Source organism: Ancylobacter polymorphus, assembly GCF_022836935.1.
In the GTDB taxonomy this organism is placed as follows: Bacteria; Pseudomonadota; Alphaproteobacteria; order Rhizobiales; family Xanthobacteraceae; genus Ancylobacter; species Ancylobacter polymorphus_A.
Genome location: NZ_CP083239.1, coordinates 1,273,499 through 1,293,241 on the forward strand (window position 1 = coordinate 1,273,499; position 19,743 = coordinate 1,293,241).

Annotated in this window: 19 protein-coding genes; 12 read left to right on the forward strand and 7 right to left on the reverse strand. The window is 69.8% G+C overall.

The features are described 5' to 3' along the window. Positions 1-159: 159 nt before the first annotated feature. From fdxA to K9D25_RS06040, 4 genes are all read right to left on the reverse strand, one after another. A complete protein-coding gene (gene fdxA / locus K9D25_RS06025) occupies positions 160-495 on the reverse strand; it encodes a ferredoxin FdxA (protein ID WP_244449969.1) in 336 nt (111 codons plus the stop codon). Between the two features lie 143 nt (positions 496-638). Beyond that, positions 639-998, reverse strand: coding sequence for an RNA-binding S4 domain-containing protein (locus K9D25_RS06030; protein WP_347881466.1), 360 nt, complete (start codon positions 996-998; stop codon positions 639-641). Between the two features lie 3 nt (positions 999-1,001). Further along, positions 1,002-4,418, reverse strand: coding sequence for a helicase-related protein (locus tag K9D25_RS06035; RefSeq protein ID WP_244449970.1), 3,417 nt, complete (start codon positions 4,416-4,418; stop codon positions 1,002-1,004). A gap of 167 nt (positions 4,419-4,585) precedes the next feature. Beyond that, positions 4,586-5,437, reverse strand: coding sequence for a DUF3108 domain-containing protein (locus K9D25_RS06040; RefSeq protein ID WP_244449971.1), 852 nt, complete (start codon positions 5,435-5,437; stop codon positions 4,586-4,588). Between the two features lie 264 nt (positions 5,438-5,701). Between K9D25_RS06040 and rpmB the strand changes: the two genes are divergently transcribed. Then, positions 5,702-5,995 (forward strand): 50S ribosomal protein L28, encoded by a 294-nt coding sequence (rpmB, locus tag K9D25_RS06045; RefSeq protein WP_244449972.1) that lies wholly within the window; start codon positions 5,702-5,704, stop codon positions 5,993-5,995. Between the two features lie 4 nt (positions 5,996-5,999). Next, entirely contained in the window at positions 6,000-6,617 is a 618-nt protein-coding gene (locus tag K9D25_RS06050) for a queuosine precursor transporter (RefSeq protein WP_244449973.1), read from the forward strand. A 21-nt stretch (positions 6,618-6,638) separates the two neighbouring features. On the opposite strand, the gene K9D25_RS06055 is transcribed toward K9D25_RS06050, so the two are convergent. Beyond that, entirely contained in the window at positions 6,639-7,643 is a 1,005-nt protein-coding gene (locus K9D25_RS06055; protein ID WP_244449974.1) for an esterase-like activity of phytase family protein, read from the reverse strand. A gap of 99 nt (positions 7,644-7,742) precedes the next feature. Between K9D25_RS06055 and rutR the strand changes: the two genes are divergently transcribed. Together rutR and K9D25_RS06065 are read left to right on the forward strand one after the other, a co-directional pair. Continuing rightward, positions 7,743-8,447 carry an HTH-type transcriptional regulator RutR gene (gene rutR / locus K9D25_RS06060; protein ID WP_244449975.1) on the forward strand — a complete coding sequence of 235 codons (705 nt, stop codon included), beginning with the start codon at positions 7,743-7,745 and terminating at the stop codon, positions 8,445-8,447. Positions 8,448-8,497: 50 nt separating this feature from the next. Further along, a complete protein-coding gene (locus K9D25_RS06065) occupies positions 8,498-9,169 on the forward strand; it encodes a DsbA family protein (RefSeq protein ID WP_244449976.1) in 672 nt (223 codons plus the stop codon). Between the two features lie 3 nt (positions 9,170-9,172). On the opposite strand, the gene K9D25_RS06070 is transcribed toward K9D25_RS06065, so the two are convergent. Next, positions 9,173-10,738, reverse strand: a complete 1,566-nt coding sequence (locus tag K9D25_RS06070; protein WP_244449977.1) for an AAA family ATPase — start codon at positions 10,736-10,738, stop codon at positions 9,173-9,175. 138 nt (positions 10,739-10,876) lie between these two features. On the opposite strand from K9D25_RS06070, the gene K9D25_RS06075 reads away from it, so the two are divergent. Then, on the forward strand, positions 10,877-11,929 hold the full coding sequence (locus K9D25_RS06075; RefSeq protein WP_244449978.1) for a threonine aldolase family protein: 1,053 nt from the start codon (positions 10,877-10,879) through the stop codon (positions 11,927-11,929). A gap of 276 nt (positions 11,930-12,205) precedes the next feature. Here the strand turns inward: K9D25_RS06075 and K9D25_RS06080 are convergent, their stop codons facing one another. Further along, the gene (locus K9D25_RS06080; protein WP_244449979.1) at positions 12,206-13,591 is read right to left on the reverse strand and encodes a PLP-dependent aminotransferase family protein; all 1,386 of its coding nucleotides are present in this window, start codon (positions 13,589-13,591) and stop codon (positions 12,206-12,208) included. Positions 13,592-14,034: 443 nt separating this feature from the next. On the opposite strand from K9D25_RS06080, the gene K9D25_RS06085 reads away from it, so the two are divergent. From K9D25_RS06085 to K9D25_RS06115, 7 genes are all read left to right on the forward strand, one after another. Continuing rightward, on the forward strand, positions 14,035-14,517 hold the full coding sequence (locus K9D25_RS06085; protein WP_244449980.1) for an MSMEG_0572/Sll0783 family nitrogen starvation response protein: 483 nt from the start codon (positions 14,035-14,037) through the stop codon (positions 14,515-14,517). A gap of 91 nt (positions 14,518-14,608) precedes the next feature. Continuing rightward, on the forward strand, positions 14,609-15,670 hold the full coding sequence (locus K9D25_RS06090) for a Nit6803 family nitrilase (RefSeq protein ID WP_244450810.1): 1,062 nt from the start codon (positions 14,609-14,611) through the stop codon (positions 15,668-15,670). Beyond that, positions 15,588-16,730 (forward strand): MSMEG_0568 family radical SAM protein, encoded by a 1,143-nt coding sequence (locus K9D25_RS06095; RefSeq protein WP_244450811.1) that lies wholly within the window; start codon positions 15,588-15,590, stop codon positions 16,728-16,730. The genes K9D25_RS06090 and K9D25_RS06095 overlap by 83 nt, the downstream gene beginning before the upstream one ends. Then, complete coding sequence (locus tag K9D25_RS06100; RefSeq protein WP_244449981.1) at positions 16,727-17,269, forward strand: MSMEG_0567/Sll0786 family nitrogen starvation N-acetyltransferase; 543 nt, start codon at positions 16,727-16,729, stop codon at positions 17,267-17,269. The genes K9D25_RS06095 and K9D25_RS06100 overlap by 4 nt, the downstream gene beginning before the upstream one ends. Positions 17,270-17,285: 16 nt before the next feature. Beyond that, positions 17,286-18,305: a sll0787 family AIR synthase-like protein gene (locus K9D25_RS06105; protein ID WP_244449982.1), complete on the forward strand. Its 1,020-nt coding sequence runs from the start codon at positions 17,286-17,288 to the stop codon at positions 18,303-18,305. Further along, complete coding sequence (locus K9D25_RS06110) at positions 18,302-19,459, forward strand: MSMEG_0565 family glycosyltransferase (protein ID WP_244449983.1); 1,158 nt, start codon at positions 18,302-18,304, stop codon at positions 19,457-19,459. Before K9D25_RS06105 ends, K9D25_RS06110 begins: the two co-directional genes overlap by 4 nt. Beyond that, a complete protein-coding gene (locus K9D25_RS06115) occupies positions 19,452-19,739 on the forward strand; it encodes an MSMEG_0570 family nitrogen starvation response protein (RefSeq protein ID WP_244449984.1) in 288 nt (95 codons plus the stop codon). Before K9D25_RS06110 ends, K9D25_RS06115 begins: the two co-directional genes overlap by 8 nt. The last annotated feature ends 4 nt before the right edge of the window (positions 19,740-19,743 follow it).

Here is a 19,743-nt window from a genome sequence, read left to right on the forward strand (position 1 = left end):
GCGCCATGGCAAACCCAATCGACTGCACGAAGGGCTATATAGCACAAATCTGGGGAGAATCAAAATACTGCCGCATTGCAGCGCATACCACCGCGCCGCCGCCGGCGGAAGCGGCAGCGGAGAAAGGCGCGGTCAGCAGGCTGCCGTTACGGCCGCCGCTCAGTCCTGCTTACCCGGTTCGGGCGAGAGATACTGTAGCTTGTCGGGCACACCGTCCCACTCCTTGGCGTCGGGGAGCGGGTCCTTGCGGTCGGTGATGTTCGGCCAGATCTTGGCGTAGTCGGCGTTGAGCGTCAGCCATTTGTCGAGGCCCGGCTCGGTATCCGGCTTGATCGCCTCGGCCGGGCATTCCGGCTCGCACACGCCGCAGTCGATGCACTCGTCCGGGTGGATGACGAGAAAATTCTCGCCCTCATAGAAGCAGTCCACCGGACAGACGGAGACGCAGTCGGTGTATTTGCACTTGATGCAATTATCCGTGACTACGTAGGTCATTGATCCAGTCTCCGTGCGGGGCATGTGAATTAGAGGCGCCGGACAACCCCGCAACGGCTCCCCTAGCGCACCTGCAGGGGCCGCGCAACACCATCCCGCGCTAAGCCCTATGGGCGCGGCGCATGGCAGACCTGCCGCGCCGGCTATATGCCCGGTCCGTCCGGCGGCGGCGAGGGGGCCGGCTCCGGCGTCACTTCCACATAGGTGGTGAGGGCGGTGGGCGCATCCCCCCGCCGCTCGATGAATCCGGTCACGCGCCACAGCCGGACCCGGGAATCGAGCGACAGGGTGAGCACATCGCCGACGCGGACGGGATGGCTGGGGGCGGTGACGCGCGCGCCATTCAGCCGCACCCGCCCCGCCTTCACCAGATCGGCGGCGCTGGTGCGGGTGCGCACGCAGCGGGCATGGAACAGCCAGACATCGAGCCGCTGGCGGACGTGCTCCGCCTCCACGCCGGCCGCAGGCGGACCGGAACGGGGGCGGGAGCCGGCGCCGCGCACGGCTCAGCCGCCCTTCTTCTCCGCCTCCATGCGCGCCTTGAGGGCGAGCAGGGCGGCAAAGGGCGAATCGGGATCGACCGGCTTGTCGCGGCGGGGTTCGCTGCGATGCTCGTTGCGGTGCTCCGGCCGGTTCTGGCCGGCGCGGTGGTCCGGGCGCTCGCCGCGTTCCGGGCGCGGCGGGCGCGGGCCGGAATCGCGGCGGTTGTCGTCGCGGCGCGACTCGCGCTCGCCCTCGGCGCGCTCGGGACGGCGCTCGCGCCGGTCCTCGCGCGGCGGGCGGCGGCCGCGTTCGCCTTCCGGACGCTCGTCCTGCGGACGGTCTCCTTGCGGGCGCTCGCGGCGGGCGTCAGTGGCGCCGGCTTCCGCCGCAGCCTGGCCACGCGGACCGGAGCGGTCCTGCGGCGCGCCGTCGCGATTGTTGCCGTCGCGTCCGCCACGGCGGGCGCCATGGGCGGGGCGGCTCTGTCCCGGCGGACGGCCGGGACGCCAGATTTCGATCATGGCCGGCTCGGCGGGCGCCTCGGGCGTGGCCTCGGGCGCCGCCTCGACCACCGTCGCATCGGCCACCGTCGCATCGGCCACCGTCGCATCGGCCGTAGCCAGCGCCTCGGGCGCCGCCTCGATCACCGGCGCCGCAGCCTCCGCCACCGGCTCCAGCGCCGGCTCGACGGTCTCGTCGAAGACGGGATCGGTGAACACTTCGCCGCTCACCGCGCCATCATCCACCGGCAGCGCCTCGCGCACCTCGATGGCGGCGGGCGCCTCTTCCAGCGCCGGCTCGACCGTCTGGTCGAAAGCGACATCGGTGCCGACCGGCACGTCCGGGGCGGCCATGTCCGCCGCCGCTTCAATGGCGGGGGTCTCAAGGACGGGAGTCTCGGTCGCGCTCGTCTCGGTCGCCGCCACCTCGGCCACCGCCGGCGTCTCCACCGGCGCCGGGCGGCGCTCCAGGCGATAGCCGAGCGAGCGCAGGATGGAGGCGAAGTCCTCGCCCGCGCAGCCGGCCAGCGAGGTCATGGCGACGGTGGCGATGAAGCCATTGCCGTCAAAGGCGCCCGCCGGCTTCTCACCGGGTGAATTGGGCCGCCAGGCCAGCGCCGGGCGGATGAGGTCGGCGAGGCGTTCGAGAATGTCGACGCGCACCGCCCGCTCGCCCGCCACGCGGAAACCGACGGCGCGGTAGAGCCCCTTCTGGATTTCCGGGTCGACCGGAATGGAGGTGCGGCCGGAAGCGGCGAGGTGCGGGAGTTCGTCCAGCCCCTTCTGCTGCAGCCCGCCATGCTTGAGCGCCCAGAGCTGGGCGGCCAGCGCGCGCGGCGCCGGCTTCAGCAGGGTCGGCAAATAGATGTGGTGGGCACCGAAGCGCACGCCATGGCCGCGCAGCACGGCGCGGGCCTCCTGCGGCAGCGCCTTCATCTCTTCGGCCACGCGGTGGCGTTCCAGCACGCCGAGCGATTCGACCAGCTGGAAGGCGATGCCACGGGCGATGCCGGTCACGTCCTCGGCCTTGCCGAGCACGAGCAGGGCGCCGAGCAGCTTCTCGATATGCGCCTTGAGCCACAACTCGATGCGCGCCTGCACCGCGTCGCGGGCCGGGCCGGTCAGGTGCTCGTCGGCGATGACCTTGAGGCGGGGGGTGAGCACCTCCTCGCCGGGAATGAGCTTGGCGACGGGATCGCCGATCCAGCGCAGCGTGCCGTCGGTGGAGAGCACGAAAGCATCGTCGCCCGCCGCGGACAGGCGGTTGGCGCGGGCCTCGATCTCGCCGGCGAGCGCCTTCTGGGCGGCGGCGCGCAGCGCCTTGGCCTCCGGCCCGCCGGCGGAAGCGTCCGCGGCGAACTGGAATCCGAGAAGGTGGCCGATCACATGGCCTTCAACGACGACGTCGCCGGTCTTGGTGATTTCTGTTTCGAGCATCGCGTTCTCTCGCAGGCGTCTCATCAGCACGCTGGTCCGGCGATCGACGAAGCGGTGGGCGAGCCGCTCGTGAAGCGCATCGGACAGCCTATCCTCCACACGCCGCGTGACACCCTGCCAGTGTTCCGGGTCGTCGAGCCAGTCCGGCCGGTTCGCCGCGAAGGTCAGAGTACGGACCTGCGCTATGCGTCCCGACAGGGTGTCTATGTCACCTTCCGCTCGGTCCGCCAAGGCCACTTGTTTGGCAAACCACTCGGTGGAGAGCCTTCCGCGCTGCATCAGGTCGGCATAGACCGTCGCCACGAGGTCGGAATGCGAGGCCGGGGACACTTTCCGGTAGTCCGGCAGCTGGCAGGCTTCCCACAGCCGTTCGATCGCTGGCGCGCTATTGGCGAGGCGGCGAATGGCGGGATCGCCGGCCAGCCGTTCCAGCACTAGCACGTCGTCGGCGGTGGGGGCGCGGGTCAGGCCTTCCTCACGCGGCGGGATGGAAAGCGAGCGGTTGAGCGCCTCGATGCTGGAGAAATCGAGCTGGCTGTTGCGCCATTGCGCCATGCGGTGCGGCTCGAAGGCGTGCGCTTCCAGCCGCTCCACCATTTCCGCGTCGAAGGGCGTGCAGCGCCCTGTCGTGCCGAAGGTACCGTCGCGCTGGGCGCGGCCGGCGCGGCCGGCGATCTGCGCCAGCTCGCCGGGGTTGAGCCGGCGGAACTGCCAGCCGTCGAATTTGGTGTCGCCGGCGAAGGCGACATGGTCGACATCGAGATTGAGCCCCATGCCGATGGCGTCGGTGGCGACGAGATAGTCCACGTCGCCATTCTGGTACATCGCCACCTGGGCGTTGCGGGTGCGCGGCGAAAGCGCGCCCAGCACCACCGCCGCCCCGCCCTGCTGGCGGCGGATCAGTTCGGCGATGGCATAGACCTCGTCGGCGGAGAAGGCGACGATGGCCGAGCGGCGCGGCAGGCGGGTAATCTTCTTCTCGCCGGCGAAGGTGAGGTTGGACAGGCGCGGGCGCACCAGAATGTTCACGCCCGGCAGCAGCTTCTCCACCAGCGGGCGCATAGTGGCGGCGCCGAGCAGCAGCGTCTCCTCGCGGCCGCGCCGGTTCAGCAGCCGCTCGGTGAAGACGTGGCCGCGGTCGAGATCGGCGGCGATCTGGATTTCGTCCAGCGCCACGAAGGCGACATCGAGATCCCTCGGCATCGCCTCGACGGTGGCGACCCAGTAGCGCGGATTGTCCGGCTTGATGCGCTCCTCGCCGGTGATGAGCGCGACATTGTGCTCGCCGGCGCGTTCCACCAGCTTGCCATAGACCTCGCGGGCGAGCAGGCGCAGCGGCAGGCCGATCAGCCCGGAGGAATGGCCGAGCATGCGCTCGATGGCGAGGCTCGTCTTGCCGGTATTGGTGGGGCCCAGAACGGCGGTGACGCCGCGCGCGCGCTGCTGCGGCAGCAGGGGCTTGGTGTCGGAGCGCAGTTGGGCCGGCGGGGCGGCGATGTTCATAGAGCCGTTCAGCTGGAGCCGTTCAGAAAAAAGCTAAGGGCGTCGCGCCGTCGCGGGGAACGCCGGCGGGCGCCTTTTAGCATGGGAAGCCGCATATGGGCACGCCCCCGGCGGATTGCTCGTCCCGCGCGCGAATTGGCGCAAAGGTTCAGGGCAGTGCCGAACGCTCAGGGCAGGCCCGCCTTGGCCGGGGTGGCGCGGGTGCCGACCATTTCGCGCGTCTCGAAGGCTTCCGCCTCCAGCGCGGCGATGCCGATGGCGGTGGCGACCGAGGCGCGGAACGGCACCAGCACGCGGGTGCCGGCCACCGGCGCCAGCCACACGAACATGTCCTTGTTCTTCATCATGTACTTCACGCCGGCGCGGTTCGGCTTGTGGCCGGACACCGGGCGATAGGCAACGCGGCAGACCACGGCCGGGCCGGCATAGCCCTTGTCGGCCTTCACCTCGTCGATGCGCTCATAGGAGAGCACGAGATCATAGCGCTGGCGGCCGTCGAAGATGGCGAGCGTGCGCTCGCACGCCTTTTCCGACACCGGCGCCTCGGTGCCGGGCACCATCACCAGCGCCGCCGTCATCGGATCGAGAATGCCGCGCTTGTCCTTGTCCGCCACCGGCACCCGGTCGGGGGAGGGGATGACGGGCGGTTCGACGCGCATGTCCGACACGCCGGCGGGGGTCATCACCAGGCGGATGGCCTCACTCTTCTTGTCGGATTCCGCTTCCATGGCGAAGCTGCGCGGGGCGAGTGCGCCGCCGCTGATGGCGCCGCGCGCGCCGGCCGTGCCCTTGCCGGTGGAGACCGCCTGCACCACGCCGGTGAGCCGCCCGCTGCCGGAGGCGATGTAGGAATTGCTGTCGATCTCGACGAGCAGCGCGACGCGGCCGAGTTCCAGCCCACCCAGCGACAGGCGATAGCGCGCGTCCAGCCGCCCGTCGGCGAAGGCATCCGTCACCATCGTGCCCGCGCCGGCGAGCGCGAGGAAAGCCGTGAGGCAGGCGCGCATCATGAAGGCCATTCCCGAATCGGCCCCGCCGGCCGGACGAAGCGTGAATCTATCCCCGTTTCGGATGTGGGGGGAAGGCGGCGGAACTGTGACTCGCCCGCTCACGAACACGACAGCGCCATGACAGGGGCGCCGGACTCCTGCCGCTCCGGCCTTGACGGGCCTGGGTCATCCCCTTATAGGAGCGCACTCTAATTTCCACGGATGCCGCATGCGGGATCGTCGGGCGCTCATAAATGCCTGCGACGCATCGGTTTTGATACAAGGAAGTCCACGATGTCGCGTCGGTGCGAACTTACCGGGAAGGCGGTTCTGACCGGCAATCTCGTGAGCCACTCCAACCGCAAGACCCGTCGGCGCTTTCTGCCGAACCTGGTGAACGTCACGCTCACCAGCGACGTGCTGAAGCGGTCGGTGAAGCTCCGCGTGAGCGCCAATGCCCTCAAGACCGTCGACCATCGCGGCGGCCTCGATGCGTTCCTGCTGAAGGCCCGCAGCGAAGAACTGTCGCCGAAGGCAGCCGAGCTGAAGCGCGCCGTCGCCAAGGCGAGCGTCGCTGCCGCCGCCTGAGCCGATGAAGCTCGCCGGTTCCGAGATCACGTTCAAGACGCTCGCCCTCCCCGTCCTCTCCATGATGGCGGTGGTGGCGGCGTCGAATGTGCTTGTCCAGTACCCGGTGCAAGCCTTCGGGCTTCAGGAAGTGCTGACCTGGGGCGCCTTTTCCTATCCCGTCGCCTTTCTGGTCAATGACCTGACCAATCGCCGCTTCGGCCCCGCCGTCGCCCGGCAGGTGGTCTATTTCGGCTTTGCCCTGGCAGTGGTGCTGTCGATCTGGTTGGCGACGCCGCGCATCGCGCTGGCCTCGGGCACCGCGTTTCTGTTCGGCCAGCTGCTCGATATCGGCGTGTTCAACCGCCTGCGCCGGATGAGCTGGTGGCAGGCGCCGCTCGCCGGCAGCCTGTTCGGGTCGGCCATCGACACGGCGCTGTTCTTCTCGCTCGCCTTCGCCGGCGATGCCGACATGTCCTTCCCCGTCACCTATGCCTCTACCGGCATCACCGTGCCGCTGTGGATGGGCCTCGCCTATTTCGATTTTCTGGTGAAGGCCGCCTGCGCGCTGCTCGCGCTGCTGCCCTATGGCGCGCTGATGGGCTGGCTGAAGCCCTGGCGCGCGGCCCCCGGCGCCCGCTGAGGCGCCTTTCCCTCTCCCGTCTCACTCGATGAGTGCGAAGCGCAGCAGCAGCGTGCGCTGCAGCGGCGAGAAATTGTCGTCGGAAATCAGCGTCAGGATCAGTTCGCCCGCCGCGTTGCGGTGCAGGGCGAGCCCTTCCATATTGTCGATCGCGGCCACGCGGTTGGCGCTGAGCAGCACCTCGCCCTCGATCACCGCGCCCGGCTGGACGGCGCTGAGCGGAAAGCGGCGCAAGCGCAGGGCGACGCCGCGCAACAGGTCGAAGCGCCTTTCCAGCAGATAGACATTGCCGTCATCGGCAAGCGCCGCGTCGGTGGCGTCGAACTCGTCCGTGCGTGTGATCGTGAACCGGCCCTTCGGCTTCGGGCCTTTGAGCGGGTCGAACAGGAAGCCGGGCAGGGCGTTCGCGTCGTCGGGGCTTTCCTCGCCGATGACGATCACCGCCGCCGGCACGCCGCCGGGCGGGGCCAGCAGCGTCTCCGGGCCCTGATTGCCACCGAGCCGTGAAAGCGCGGGGTCGGAAATCAGCCGGCGCCCGGTCGCCTGCAACGAGTCCGGCCCATCGAAGCGCCAGACTTCCTGCACGCGCTCGATCCCCACCAGCACGCCGCCGTGAATGCGGGCGAGCGATTCCACATCGCCGCGCCCCTGGCTCGCCAGCGTCGCGCCCTTGGCGGTGCGCATCGGCGCCATGCGGGCCTCCGCGATGCCGACCGGCATGTCGCCCTCGCTGACGATGCGGCCGGAGAGCCACCAGCCCTTGTCGGTGACGGCGAGAAATCCTTCGCCGGCCTCGTCCAGGATGAGGCCGGAGATCCCGCCGAACTGCGGCGAGGGCGAGGACAGCACCAGCCCGCCGCGAAACTCCAGCGGCCCGAAGCGCCGGGCGCCGCCGGCATCGAAGCGCTCGATCGGGGCCGCCTGCACGGTGATCGGCCCGGCGACCTGCGCCCGCGCCGGGGTTGGCGCGGCCACCGCGATGAGCAGGGCGGCGGCGAGTAATGTGGAGGCGTGGCGCGTCGCCATGGGGATTTCGTCGCTCCGCGTGGACCGGCGCGGCCGGCCGAATCGCCGCGTCCGCGCCGGCATATTGCGGTGGCTTTCGTTTCCGTGCCATGTCAGGGCATGAGCCAGGGGACCACGCCTTCGCCGAGAGCCGCGCATCCCGCCGATCCGGCACCGCCCTCCCGTGCCGCGCCATCCGCCCGGCCGAAGACGCCGCACCGCCTGCGCCGCATCGCCGAGAAGCGCGGCGCCATTCTCGATGCCGGGCTGGCGCTGTTCTCCCGCCAGGGCCTGCACGGCACCACGGTGGAGCAGATCGCCCGCACCGCCGCCGTGTCCAAGACCAATCTGTTCTATTATTTCGCCTCCAAGGAAGAGGTCTATGTCGGGGTGCTGAGCCGGCTGCTCGACGAGTGGCTGGACCCCTTGCGTGCGCTGGAGGCCGACAGCGACCCGATCGAGGGCATCCGCGCCTATATCGCCCGCAAGATCCGCTTCTCGCGCACCCACCCGGAAGCCTCGCGGCTGTTCTGCCTGGAAGTGGTGCAGGGCGCGCCGCTGCTGCGGCCGGAGCTGGAGACCACGCTGCGGCAACTGGTCGAGGCCAAGGCGGGGGTGATCCGCGGTTGGATCGCCGCCGGCAAGCTGGCCCCGGTCGACCCGCATCACCTCATCTTCGCGCTGTGGGCGACGACGCAACACTATGCCGACTTCGCGCCGCAGATCGACGCGCTGCTCGGCAGGGGGCTGGACGAGGAGGCGTTTGTCGAAGAGGCTACGCGCAACGTGCAGCGCCTTCTCCTCGACGGGCTGCGCCCCCGCTAGTTCGGCGGCTGCGCCCGGCCGGGCGTGCCCGCAGCCAGAAGGACGTTCCGATGAAGCGCCGCGCGCTGCTCCTCACCGCCGCCGGCGCCCTTGCCGGGGCGGCCCTTGCCGGGGCGGCGCTGCCGGCCCTCGCGGCCACGCCGGCGGTGAAGCCGCCGTCACCCGCCGCGACGCTGGATGTCGACGCCCTGCTCAATGACAAGCAGACCCCGACCTTCGGCAACCCGCAGGGCGATGTCACCATCGTCGCCTTCTTCGACTATCACTGCGGCTATTGCCGCAAGTCGCTCCCGGAGCTTGAGCGCCTGGTGGCGGAGGATGGCAAGATCCGCCTCGTCTACAAGGACTGGCCGATCCTGTCGGAATCCTCCGTCGTCGCCGCCCAGCTGGCGCTGGCCGCCACTTATCAGGGCCGCTATCTCGACGCCCATAAGGTGCTGATGAAAATGCCCGCCCGCGCTTCCACCGAGCGGATGAGCGAGGCGCTGGGCGCGGCCGGCATCGACCGCAAGAAGCTGGCCAAGGACCTCAAGACCCATGCGGGCGAGATCGGCGCCCTGCTCCGGCGCACCAACGACCAAGCCGAAGCGCTCGGCCTGCCGGGCACGCCGGTCTATCTCGTCGGTCCGTTCAAGGTTGCCGCCGCGCTGGATTATCAGGGCTTCAAGGACGTGGTTGCCGACGCCCGCGCCCGCGCGGCGGAGAGCGCACCGCCGAACTGATCCTCACGCCTCCAGAAGCGCCCGCGCCTCGGCGAGGACCTGCTCGCGGGCCTGTGCCGAATCCAGCCGCACCCAGTCGAGCGGGCCGGCCTCGCGGCCCGCCTGCCAGCGCACCACCTCCGCCGTGGCGTCGGAGGCGTCGCCGCGCCGCGCGGTCACGCGCTCAGTCAGCGCCTCCACCGGCGCTTCCAGCCACAGGCCGAGAAAATCCACCCCGCTCGCCTGCGCCACCGCGGCGATCTCCGCCCGCTCGTCGGGGCGCTGGTGCACGGCATCGACGATCACCGCATGGCCGGCGGCCAGCACCGCCTCCGCCCGCTCGCGCAGCACGGCATAGACCTGCTGCGTCGTCTCCAGCGAATAGGCTTCCGGCGGCAGGCGCTCCAGCTCCGGCGTGCCGTTGAGACGCTTGCGCTCGACATCCGAGCGCAGATGCACCGCGCCGGGCGCCGGCCCGAGGAAGGGCGCCAGCGCGGCGGCGAGCGTGCTCTTGCCGGAACCGGAAAGACCGCCCACCGCCACCAGCTTCACCGCGCGCGGCGCCAGCACGTCCTCGGCATAAGCGAGATAGGCCCGGGCTTCCGCCCCCGCCGCTTGCCGGCCGGCCGGGTCGCGAAAGGCCGCCGCCGCCGCGCCCACCTGCGCCCGTATCGCGGCGCGCAGCGCGAGAAACAGCGGCAGCGCCCCCAGCCCGTCATAGGGCGGGTCCTCACCACAGGCGATGAGGTAGCGGTTGAGCAGCCGATTCGCCTCGAACGCCATGCCACGCAGGGCGATGTCCATGATGAGGAAGGCGAGGTCGTAGAGCCGGTCGGTGGTGGCGAGCGCCTCGTCGAATTCCAGCGCGTCGAACAGCACCGGCGCGCCGTCGATGAGCGCGATGTTGCGCAGATGCAGGTCGCCATGGCAGCGCCGCACCTCGCCCGCCGCCGCGCGGCGCGCCAGCAGCGGTTCCAGCCGGTCGAAGGCTTCGAGAAAGGCCGCTTCCAGCGCGGCCACCTGTGCCGGCGGCAGCAGGTCGGGCGTCTCGCGCAGCCCGGCGACGACGTTGCGCGCCACCGCCCGCAACTCCCGGCCGCTGGTGCCGGCCACGACTGGGGCCTGCCGGTGCGCCCGCTCCACCGCCTGCGCCAGCGCATCGATCAGCGCGGGGGATAGCCCCTCACGCGCCGCCACATGGTCGAGGGTGGCGTTCTCGTCGAAGCGGCGCATCTCGACCGCCCATTCCACGATCTCGCCCGGCGCGTCGCTCGCGCCCACCCGGCCGAGATGCAGCGTCCCGTTCCGCCGCAGGATGGGCACCATCCCGCGATAAAGTGCCGGCGCGGTGGCGCGGTTCAGCTCCACTTCGCGGGCGCAGGCCCGCCGGCGCTTTTCCAGCGTGGAGAAATCCATGAAGGAGAAGCGCACCGCGCGCTTGACCTTGTACACCGTGTCACCGGCCAGAAAGACCACGGCGCCATGGGTGTCGATACGGCGGACGGGTTCGCTCACGCCGTAGGTGGAGGGGTCGGCGAGCAGGGCGAAGATCGCCTCCTGATCGGCGACGACATGGTCACGCGCACTCATGCGCGCCATCTAACCCCGTCGCGCGGGCCCGCGCCATCCGGCACTTGACGCAGGGAACGCCCTCTAGGCGCGATTGACAAGCGCCCCGGCTGGGTCTCCTCCCTTGTGGAACCGTTCTTCACCGCCGCAGGACCCGCCGTGACCGACACCCCCGCCCCCCGCCCGCCCGGCTTCGGCAGCGACAATGTCGCCGGAATCTCCCCCGCCATCCTCCAAGCGCTGGCGGCCGCCAATGAAGGGCCGATGCCCTCCTATGGCGCCGACGACATCTCCGCCCGCGTCGAGGCACGGCTCTCCGCCCTGTTCGAGCGCGAGGTGAGCGTGCTGCTGGTTTCCACCGGCACCGCCGCCAATGCGCTGGCCCTCAGCGCTCTCACCCCGCCCTGGGGCGCGGTGCTGTGCCATTCCGACAGTCATATCGAGAATGATGAATGCGGCGCGCCGGAATTCTTCACCGGCGGGGCCAAGCTGGTGCATGTGCCCGGGGCGAACGCCAAGATCGCCCCCGAAGCGCTGGCAGTGGCCGCCCGCCGCGACCGGGGCGACGTGCATTGCGTGCAGCCCGCCTGCGTCTCCATCACCCAGATCACGGAACGTGGCACGCTCTATTCCCTCGCCGAGACCGCCGCCATCGGCGCGGTGTGCCGGGAGGTCGGGCTCGGCCTGCACATGGACGGCGCGCGCTTCGCCAATGCGGTGGCGGCGCTGGGCGCCTCGCCCGCCGAGATGAGCTGGAAGGCGGGGGTCGACATTCTCTCCTTCGGGGCCACCAAGAATGGCGCGCTGGGGGTGGAAGCCATCGTGCTGTTCGATCCCGCCCGCACCAGCGAACTCGCCTTCCGCCGCAAGCGCGCCGGGCACCTTTCCTCCAAGATGCGGTTTCTCGCCGCGCAGATGGACGCCTATCTCGACGGCGACCTTTGGCTCGCCAATGCCCGCCACGCCAATGCCATGGCCGCGCGGCTCGCTGCCGGCCTCGCCGGGATCGCCGGGGCGGAGATACAGGGGAAGGTGGCGGCGAACATGCTGTTCGTCCGCCTGCCCGCGCCCATCTGCGAGGGCCTGCTGGCGCAGGGCTTCCGTTTCTACACCGACCGCTGGGGCGCAGGCGTGGCGCGCCTCGTCACCTCTTTCGCCACGTCGGAGAGCGATGTCGACCGGCTCGTGGCGGCGGCGCGGGCGCTGGCGTGAGGGGGTGGGCGTTGCCTCGCGCCTTTCCTCATGGCCGGGCTTGACCCGGCCACCCAGACTTTGAACCTCGGCGCGATCGGCAAAGCTGGGTCCCCGGGTCAAGCCCGGGGATGAGGGGAAGGGGGGCGTCGCGGCGAGGGCCGGCGAGCCGTCGTGCCCCGCGCTCCAAGACCGTCATCCCGGCCGCGGCGAAGCGGAGAGCCGGGATCGCTTGGCAATGTCACGCGATCCCGGATCGGCCTGTGGCCGTCCGGGATGACGGATCGCGTAACATCCTCACATCACCGCCGACACCACTTCGGGCGATTCTTCCAGGGCATGCGCCATGAAATCCAGCGCCGAGCGGATCTGCGCGCGCGTCGCCGGGCCGCCGAGGCAGACGCGCACCGCCTCCACGGTGGGCGCGGCGACGGTGAAGGCGTCGCTCGCCACCACGCCGATGCCGGTGGCGCGCATATGGCCGACAAAGGCCGAGCGGGTCCACGGCGCGGGGAGTTCGATCCAGAGATTGAAGCTCAGCGGGTCGGCGCGGAAGCTGCCCTTGGGCAGAACCTCGCTCGCCAGCGCCTGCCGCGCGGCGGCTTCGGTGCGGATGAAGCGCAGCAGCGTGTCGGCGGTGCCGTCCTCGATCCAGCGCGTCGCCAGCGCGGTGGTGAGCGGCGAGGCCATGACATTGGCGGTGCGCAGCGCGCTGGCGAAGGCGTAGCCGGCGCGCACCTCCGGCGCCACCACATAGGCGGCGCGCAGCCCGGCGCCGATGCATTTGGCCAGCCCCGCTATATGCCAGGTGAGGTCCGGGGCGATGGCGGCCAGCGGCGCCGGCCCGTGCGGTGGCACGAAGCCATAGGCGTCGTCCTCGACGATCGGCACGCCGAAGCGCCGCGCCACCTTGGCGATCGCCTCGCGCCGCTCCTCGGGAATGGTCAGCGTGGTCGGGTTCTGCAGCGTCGGGTTGAGGTAGAGCGCCTTGGGCGCGAGGTCGCGGCAGGCGCTCGCGAAAGCGTCGGGGTCGATGCCGTCCCGGTCCATCGGCAGGCCGTGCAGCTTGATGCCGAGCTGGGCGGCGATGGCGCGCACGCCGGGATAGGTGATCGCCTCGCACAGGATCGTCTCGCCCGGCCGCGCCAGCAGGCCGAAAATGCCGAGCAAGGCGGGGTGGGCGCCGGGCGTGACGAAGATGCGCTCCTGCGCCGGCACCAGCGCGCGCCGGCCGAGCCAGGCGGAGGCCGCGTCCTTGTCCGCCACCGTGCCGCCGAAGCCCTGATAGCGCAGCAGGCTCACCAGATCGCGCGCGACCTCGGCCAGTCCGTCCTGCATGCGCTCGATCAGCGCCGGGTCGTCCGGCTCGGGCGGCAGGTTCATCGAGAGATCGACCGTGCCGGGCTTGGGCGCGGCGGGCGCGCGGGTCTTCGCGCGCGGCGCGCCTGTCACGAAGGTGCCCTGGCCGACGCGCGATTCGACGAGGCCGCGCTTCTGCGCCTCGACATAGCCGCGCGCCACGGTGGTGAAGTCGATGTCGAGCCGGGCCGCGAGCTTGCGCTGCGGCGGCAGCCGGTCGCCGATCGCCAGTCGCCCGGCGCGGATATCCTCGCCGATCAGGTCGGCGATGGCGAGGTAGCGCGGCTTGTCGGAGCGGGCGAGGTCGGGAATCCAGTCGGCCATGCGTTCACCTGTCGTCATCCCGGACGGCCACACGGCCAATCCGGGATCGTCTGTCCGAGCGGAGGGCGAGCCCGGCTCTCGCGGCGCGCGGCCGGAAAGAGGGCATCCCCCCGGCCTCGCCAGAATTGACTGTATAATGTTGCAAAGGTGGCCTGTCACCCCTGGTCCACAACTTGCTGCGTAGGACCGGCAAGCGGCCCGTCCTCTGCGGCTGCGCAGCAAGCGTGCAGAGTCCCGCCTGTTCTCTCAGCGTCCGCCCGTTCTCTCGCCACAGCGTCACCGCCGCCTTCACGTCAATTGTATGTATTATTGAATGTAATTTGACTGTTCTGCTGATTCTTTCAGCATTCAATCAATTGGCACCTTGATTGCATTGCCTGTTCCGCCCGGCCCCCCAATGCAGGTTTCCCCGCCGGCCCATTGCAGCAGCCAAGGAGAGCGACATGGCCACCATCACCGTGCCGGCCCATGCCAAGGGCGACGTGCTTGTCGATTATGAAGAGAAGAAGTTCGAGGACGTCAAAGCCGCCCCCGGCGAAAAGGCGCTCATCACCTTTCACACCGTCGCCTTCGAGGGCTCGATCGGCCTCGTCAATCTGCTCCAGGCCTCGCGCCTGATCCAGAAGGGCTTCGAGACCTCGGTGCTGCTCTATGGCCCCGGCGTCACGCTCGGCGTGCAGCGCGGCTTCCCCAAGCTCGGCGACGAGGCCTTTCCCGGCCATCTCAACTTCAACAACCGCATCGAGAAAATCCTGAACGATGGCGGCAAGGTCTATGCCTGCCGCTTCGCCCTGCAGGCGCTCTATGGCCATGGCGAGGGCGCGCTGATCCCCGGCATCATCCCGGTCAGCCCGCTGGACGTGCTCGACATCGTGCTGCTCCACCGCCGCGAGAACGCCTTCATCCTCGACACCTGGACGCTGTGACGGCTGTCCCCTGACCGAGCGATCCCGGATCGGCGGCGTGCCGCCATCCGGGATGACGACCAACCGGGAGGCCGAGATGGCCGAGAACAAAGTGACGGAGAAGAAAATCGTCCGCGTCGCCGCGGTGCAGATCGCGCCGGATCTCGACACGCTGGAAGGCACGCTCGCCCGTGTGCTCGCGGCGCTGGACGAGGCGGCGGGCAAGGGCGCGCAGCTCGTCGTCTTTCCCGAAACCTTCCTGCCCTGGTACCCCTATTTCTCCTTCGTCCTGCCCCCGGTGCTGACGGGGGCGGAGCATTTGCGGCTGTACGAACAGGCCGTGCTCATCCCCGGCCCGGTGACGGAGGCGGTGAGCGCCAGCGCCCGCCGGCTCGGCGTGGTCGTCGTGCTGGGGGTGAATGAGCGCGACCATGGCTCGCTTTATAATACCCAGCTGATCTTCGACGCCGATGGCAGCCTGAAGCTCAAGCGCCGCAAGATCACCCCCACCTTCCATGAGCGGATGATCTGGGGCCAGGGCGACGGCGCCGGGCTGAAGGTGGTTGACACGGCGGTCGGCCGCATCGGCGCGCTGGCCTGCTGGGAGCATTACAACCCGCTCGCCCGCTACGCGCTGATGACCCAGCACGAGGAAATCCACGTCGCGCAGTTCCCCGGCTCGCTGGTGGGGCCGATCTTCGCCGAGCAGATCGAGGTGACAATCCGCCACCACGCGCTGGAATCCGGCTGCTTCGTCGTCAACGCCACCGGCTGGCTCACCGAGGAACAGATCGCCCGCATCTCGCCCGAGGAGAAGCTGCGCCGCGCCCTCACCGGCGGCTGCATGACCGCGATCGTCTCACCCGAGGGCAGCCATGTCGTGCCCCCGCTCACCTCGGGCGAGGGCATCCTCGTCGCCGATCTCGACATGGGCCTCATCACCAAGCGCAAGCGGATGATGGATTCGGTCGGCCATTACGCCCGGCCGGAACTGCTCAGCCTCCACCACGACACTCGCCCGGCCGTGCCCGTCCACACCGCTGCCGGGGCCCCTTTCCCCGTCCAGACAGGGAGCGTTTCCGATGAAGCCGATGGATCTCGCCAGCGAACGCGCGCCGCTGCCGACGCAGCAGCTGATCAACGAATTGCAGTCCTACGGGGTGCGGCTGGTTGATCCGCGCGCCGGCGCCGATAGTCGCCGGGGCGGGGCCGGGCCTTCCGACCACAAGGCGATGACGCTCGACGGCATGACGGTGATGGTCCCCGTGCACACCGCGCCGGCCTTCGAGAGCCCCTATCTCGTCGAGAAGCCGGACGCCTATGGCAAGAGCCGCATCAGCCGCGACGGGCTGGTGCTGGGCGAAGTCTCGTTTCCCCTCCAGCCGAAATTCTACGGCCTCACCACCGCCGACGGCATTCCCTATTCCAAGATCGCCGTGCTGCATGGGCGCGATGTGCTGGCGACCACGGTGCTGCAAAGCTGCATCCGCTACCAGAGCCGCACCAAGACCTGCCAGTTCTGCGCCATCGGCCAGTCGCTCGCCGCCGGCCGCACCATCGAGCGCAAGACGCCGGCGCAGCTCGCCGAAGTCGCCAAGGCTGCCGTCGAGCTTGATGGCGTCAAGCACATGGTGATGACGACAGGCACCCCGCCGGGCAAGGACCGCGGCGCGGCGCTCCTTGCCGAGAGCGCGGCGGCGGTGAAGGCGGCGGTGAAGCTGCCCATTCAGGTGCAGTGCGAGCCGCCCGATGACGATGCCTGGTTCGCCCGCATGTCTGAGGCCGGCGCCGACGCGCTCGGCATGCATCTGGAAGCCTGCACGGAGGAGGTGCGTCACCGCATCATGCCGGGGAAGGCGCAGGTGTCGGTGGAGCGCTATTTCGAAGCCTTTGCCGCCGCCGTGCCGGTGTTCGGGCGCGGGCAGGTGTCGACCTATATCCTCGCCGGGCTCGGCGACAGCCGAGAGGACATCCTTTCCGTCTGCGACCGGCTCACCCGCATGGGCGTCTATCCCTTCGTGGTGCCCTTCGTGCCGATTTCCGGCACGCCGCTGGAAAGCCACCCCACGCCCTCGCCCGCCTTCATGAATTCCATCCTCGGTCCGCTCTCGGGGATGCTGCTGGCGACCGGGCTGAAATCCATCGAGGTGAAGGCCGGCTGCGCCAAATGCGGTGCCTGCTCGGCGCTCGCCACCTATGAGCGGCAGGGCGCGGTGACGGGGGGCTGCGCATGATGTACGGCACCTTCCGCCCCTTCCGCGCCGCCGATTTCCAGGTGAAGTTCGCCACCCAGACCTGGGAGAGGCGGGGCGCCGCCCGCCTGCGCCACGAGGTGTTCTGCCAGGAGCAGGGTCTGTTCGCCGGCGATGACCGCGACCCGATCGACGAGCTGGCCATTCCGCTGGTCGCTGTCTCTATGCTGGGTTTGTTAGCCGACGATGTGGTTGGCACGGTGCGCATTCATGAAGCCGCGCCGGGGGAATGGTGGGGCTCGCGCCTCGCCGTGGCGGAGGACTACCGCAAGGTCGGCGCGCTGGGCGCGGCGCTGATCCGTCTCGCCGTCTGTTCCGCCCATGCGCGCGGCTGCACCAGCTTCTTCGCCCATGTGCAGAGCCAGAACGCGCTGCTGTTCCGTCGGCTGCGCTGGGACATCGTGGAGGAGAAGCAGCTGCACGGCCGGCCGCATGTGCTGATGCGCGCCGATCTCGCGCATTACCCGCCGATCCATGACGCGGAAACCGGCTTCCATGCCCAGCCGCGCCGGGCGGCGTGAGGAGGGGAGGGGGCGCATGTCACTCACTCTCGCCCGCCCCGCCGCGCGCCGGCTCGACTTCTCCGGAGTGGCCTTCTCCGAGGTGGTGAGCCGGCTACACGCCTCGGCGGGCCTTGCCTCCAAGGCCGATATCGCCCGCGCCGCCGCGCGCCTCGGCTTTGACGGGCGCGAGGCCATCCGCGTCGGCGACGATTGCGCGGCGATCCCCGATGGCGAGGGCTATCTGCTCTTCGCCATCGAAGGCTTCATGAACGGGTTCGTCGCCGCCGATCCCTGGTTCGCCGGGTGGTGCGGGGTGATGGTCAATCTCTCCGACATCGCCGCCATGGGCGGGCGCCCGCTGGCGGTGGTGGACGCGGTGTGGGCCAAGGGCGAGGACGGCGCCGCCCCGGTGCTGGAGGGGCTGCGTGCCGCCTCAGCCCGCTTCGGCGTGCCCATCGTCGGCGGCCATACCAATCTGGCGAGCGAGCAGGGCCAGCTCTCCGTCGCCGTGCTCGGCCGGGCGAACAAGCTCCTCACCTCCTTCGACGCCCGCCCCGGCGAGGTTCTGGTGGCGGCCATCGACCTGCGCGGCCGCTACCGCGAACCCTTTTCCAATTGGGACGCCGCCACCGACGCCCCGGCGGAACGGCTGCGCGGCGATCTCGACCTGCTCCCTCGCCTCGCCGAGGCGGGGCTGGCCCGCGCCGCCAAGGACATCAGCCAGGCGGGGCTAGTCGGCACCGCCGCCATGCTGGCGGAGGGGTCCGGGGTCGGCATCGAGATCGATCTCGACGCGGTGCCGGCGCCCGAAGGGGTCGATCCCGTGCGCTGGCTGATGACCTTTCCGAGCTTCGGCTACATCATCACAATCGGACACACTGTCCTTCCCATCGTACTCACCAGCCTCGCCGAACGCGGCATTGCGGCCGCAGCGGTCGGCACCGTCACGGCGGAACGGAAAGTCACAATTCGCCAAGGGCTTGAGTGCGACACCGTGTGGGATTTCGCCCGCGCGCCGCTCATCGGCTGCGGGCCGGCGGAGGACGCGGCATGAAGCGACCCCTGCGCATCGCCATTCTCGCCCATTCCACCAACCCGCGCGGCGGCGTCGTCCACGCGCTGGAGCTCGGCGAAGCGTTGGTACGACTGGGTTTCGAGGCCGTCGTGCACGCGCCGGACCCGCGCGGCGCGGGCTTTTTCCGCCCCAGCCTGTGCGAGACCGTGAGCGTCCCCGCCGCGCCGGCGCCAAGCGACGTGGCGGCGATGGTGCGTCAGCGCGCGGACGAATATGTCCATTATTTCAATGCTTTGGAGCATCGCCGCTTCGATGTGTTCCACGCCCAGGACGGCATATCCGCTAACGCGCTGGCGACGCTGAAGGAGCGGGGCCTCATCTCCAGCTTCGCCCGCACCGTGCATCATGTCGACGCCTTCCGCGATCCCGACCTTAAGGCCTTGCAAAATCGATCGATTCGCGCCGCCGACCGGCATTTCGTCGTCAGCCATCTCTGGCAGGACCTGTTGCGCGAGAGCTTCGGGATCGATGCCGTTCTGGTCGGAAACGGCATTGATATCAAGCGCTTCACGCCCAAGCCCGACGGGCGCGAGGCGGCGCTGGCGGCCCGTCTTGGCCTCGGGCCCGGGCCCGTCGTGCTCAGCGTCGGCGGTGTCGAAGCCCGCAAGAACAGCTGCCGGATTCTGGAAGCCTTCCGGCAGCTCCGCGCCCTGCATCCGCGCGCGCAACTCGTCATCGCCGGCGGCGCCAGCGTGCTCGACCATCATGATTATCTCAATGAATTCAGGGGCTTGCTTGCCAAATCCGGCCTGCCGACGGAGGCGGTCATCCGCACCGGGCCGCTGCCGCAGGAGGACATGCCGGCGCTCTATCGCCTCGCCGACGTGCTCGCCTTCGCTTCGGTGAAGGAGGGGTTCGGCCTGGTGGCGCTGGAGGCCATGGCTTGCGGCGTGCCAACCGTGGTGTCGGCCATTGCGCCTTTCACCGAGCATATCCTGGAGTCGGAAACGGTCTGGTGCGACCCGCTGCATCCCGCTTCCATCGCCGACGCGCTTATGCTCGCCTTGCAGCCGCAAACCCTTGAGCGTCTTGCGAAAAAGGGGCCGATGGCTGCCGCCCGCCACGACTGGGCCGCCACGGCGCGGGCGCATCTTTCCACCTATGAGCGCCTCGCGGAGCCGGTCCATGCCTGAAATGCGCTTCACCATCCGCTGGCCGGACGGTTCGATGGAGAGCTGCTACTCGCCCTCGCTGGTCGTGAAGGACTATCTAACTCCCGGACAAAGCTACACTTTGGCGGATTTTCTCGCGCGCAGCCGCGAAGCTCTCACGATCGCCAGCGCCCGTGTCGAGGCCCGCTACGGCTTTCCCTGTTCGCGCGCCATTGGCCAGCTCGCCCGGCTGGAGCGGGCGGGCCAAGCCTATGCCACCCATCCCGATGCCCGCGTCGCCGTCGAGACGTTCGCGGAATGAGCCG

Excerpts from the sequence above, each read along its gene's own strand:
- K9D25_RS06110 (WP_244449983.1), top strand. The coding sequence starts at position 18,302 with ATGAAGCGACCCCTGCGCATCGCCATTCTCGCCCATTCCACCAACCCG.
- K9D25_RS06085 (WP_244449980.1), top strand. The coding sequence starts at position 14,035 with ATGGCCACCATCACCGTGCCGGCCCATGCCAAGGGCGACGTGCTTGTC.
- K9D25_RS06105 (WP_244449982.1), top strand. The coding sequence starts at position 17,286 with ATGTCACTCACTCTCGCCCGCCCCGCCGCGCGCCGGCTCGACTTCTCC.
- K9D25_RS06050 (WP_244449973.1), top strand. The coding sequence starts at position 6,000 with ATGAAGCTCGCCGGTTCCGAGATCACGTTCAAGACGCTCGCCCTCCCC.
- K9D25_RS06115 (WP_244449984.1), top strand. The coding sequence starts at position 19,452 with ATGCCTGAAATGCGCTTCACCATCCGCTGGCCGGACGGTTCGATGGAG.
- K9D25_RS06065 (WP_244449976.1), top strand. The coding sequence starts at position 8,498 with ATGAAGCGCCGCGCGCTGCTCCTCACCGCCGCCGGCGCCCTTGCCGGG.
- K9D25_RS06080 (WP_244449979.1), bottom strand. The coding sequence starts at position 13,591 with ATGGCCGACTGGATTCCCGACCTCGCCCGCTCCGACAAGCCGCGCTAC.
- rpmB (WP_244449972.1), top strand. The coding sequence starts at position 5,702 with ATGTCGCGTCGGTGCGAACTTACCGGGAAGGCGGTTCTGACCGGCAAT.
- K9D25_RS06100 (WP_244449981.1), top strand. The coding sequence starts at position 16,727 with ATGATGTACGGCACCTTCCGCCCCTTCCGCGCCGCCGATTTCCAGGTG.
- K9D25_RS06095 (WP_244450811.1), top strand. The coding sequence starts at position 15,588 with ATGGATCTCGCCAGCGAACGCGCGCCGCTGCCGACGCAGCAGCTGATC.
- K9D25_RS06035 (WP_244449970.1), bottom strand. The coding sequence starts at position 4,418 with ATGAACATCGCCGCCCCGCCGGCCCAACTGCGCTCCGACACCAAGCCC.
- K9D25_RS06070 (WP_244449977.1), bottom strand. The coding sequence starts at position 10,738 with ATGAGTGCGCGTGACCATGTCGTCGCCGATCAGGAGGCGATCTTCGCC.
- fdxA (WP_244449969.1), bottom strand. The coding sequence starts at position 495 with ATGACCTACGTAGTCACGGATAATTGCATCAAGTGCAAATACACCGAC.
- K9D25_RS06040 (WP_244449971.1), bottom strand. The coding sequence starts at position 5,437 with ATGGCCTTCATGATGCGCGCCTGCCTCACGGCTTTCCTCGCGCTCGCC.
- rutR (WP_244449975.1), top strand. The coding sequence starts at position 7,743 with ATGAGCCAGGGGACCACGCCTTCGCCGAGAGCCGCGCATCCCGCCGAT.
- K9D25_RS06055 (WP_244449974.1), bottom strand. The coding sequence starts at position 7,643 with ATGGCGACGCGCCACGCCTCCACATTACTCGCCGCCGCCCTGCTCATC.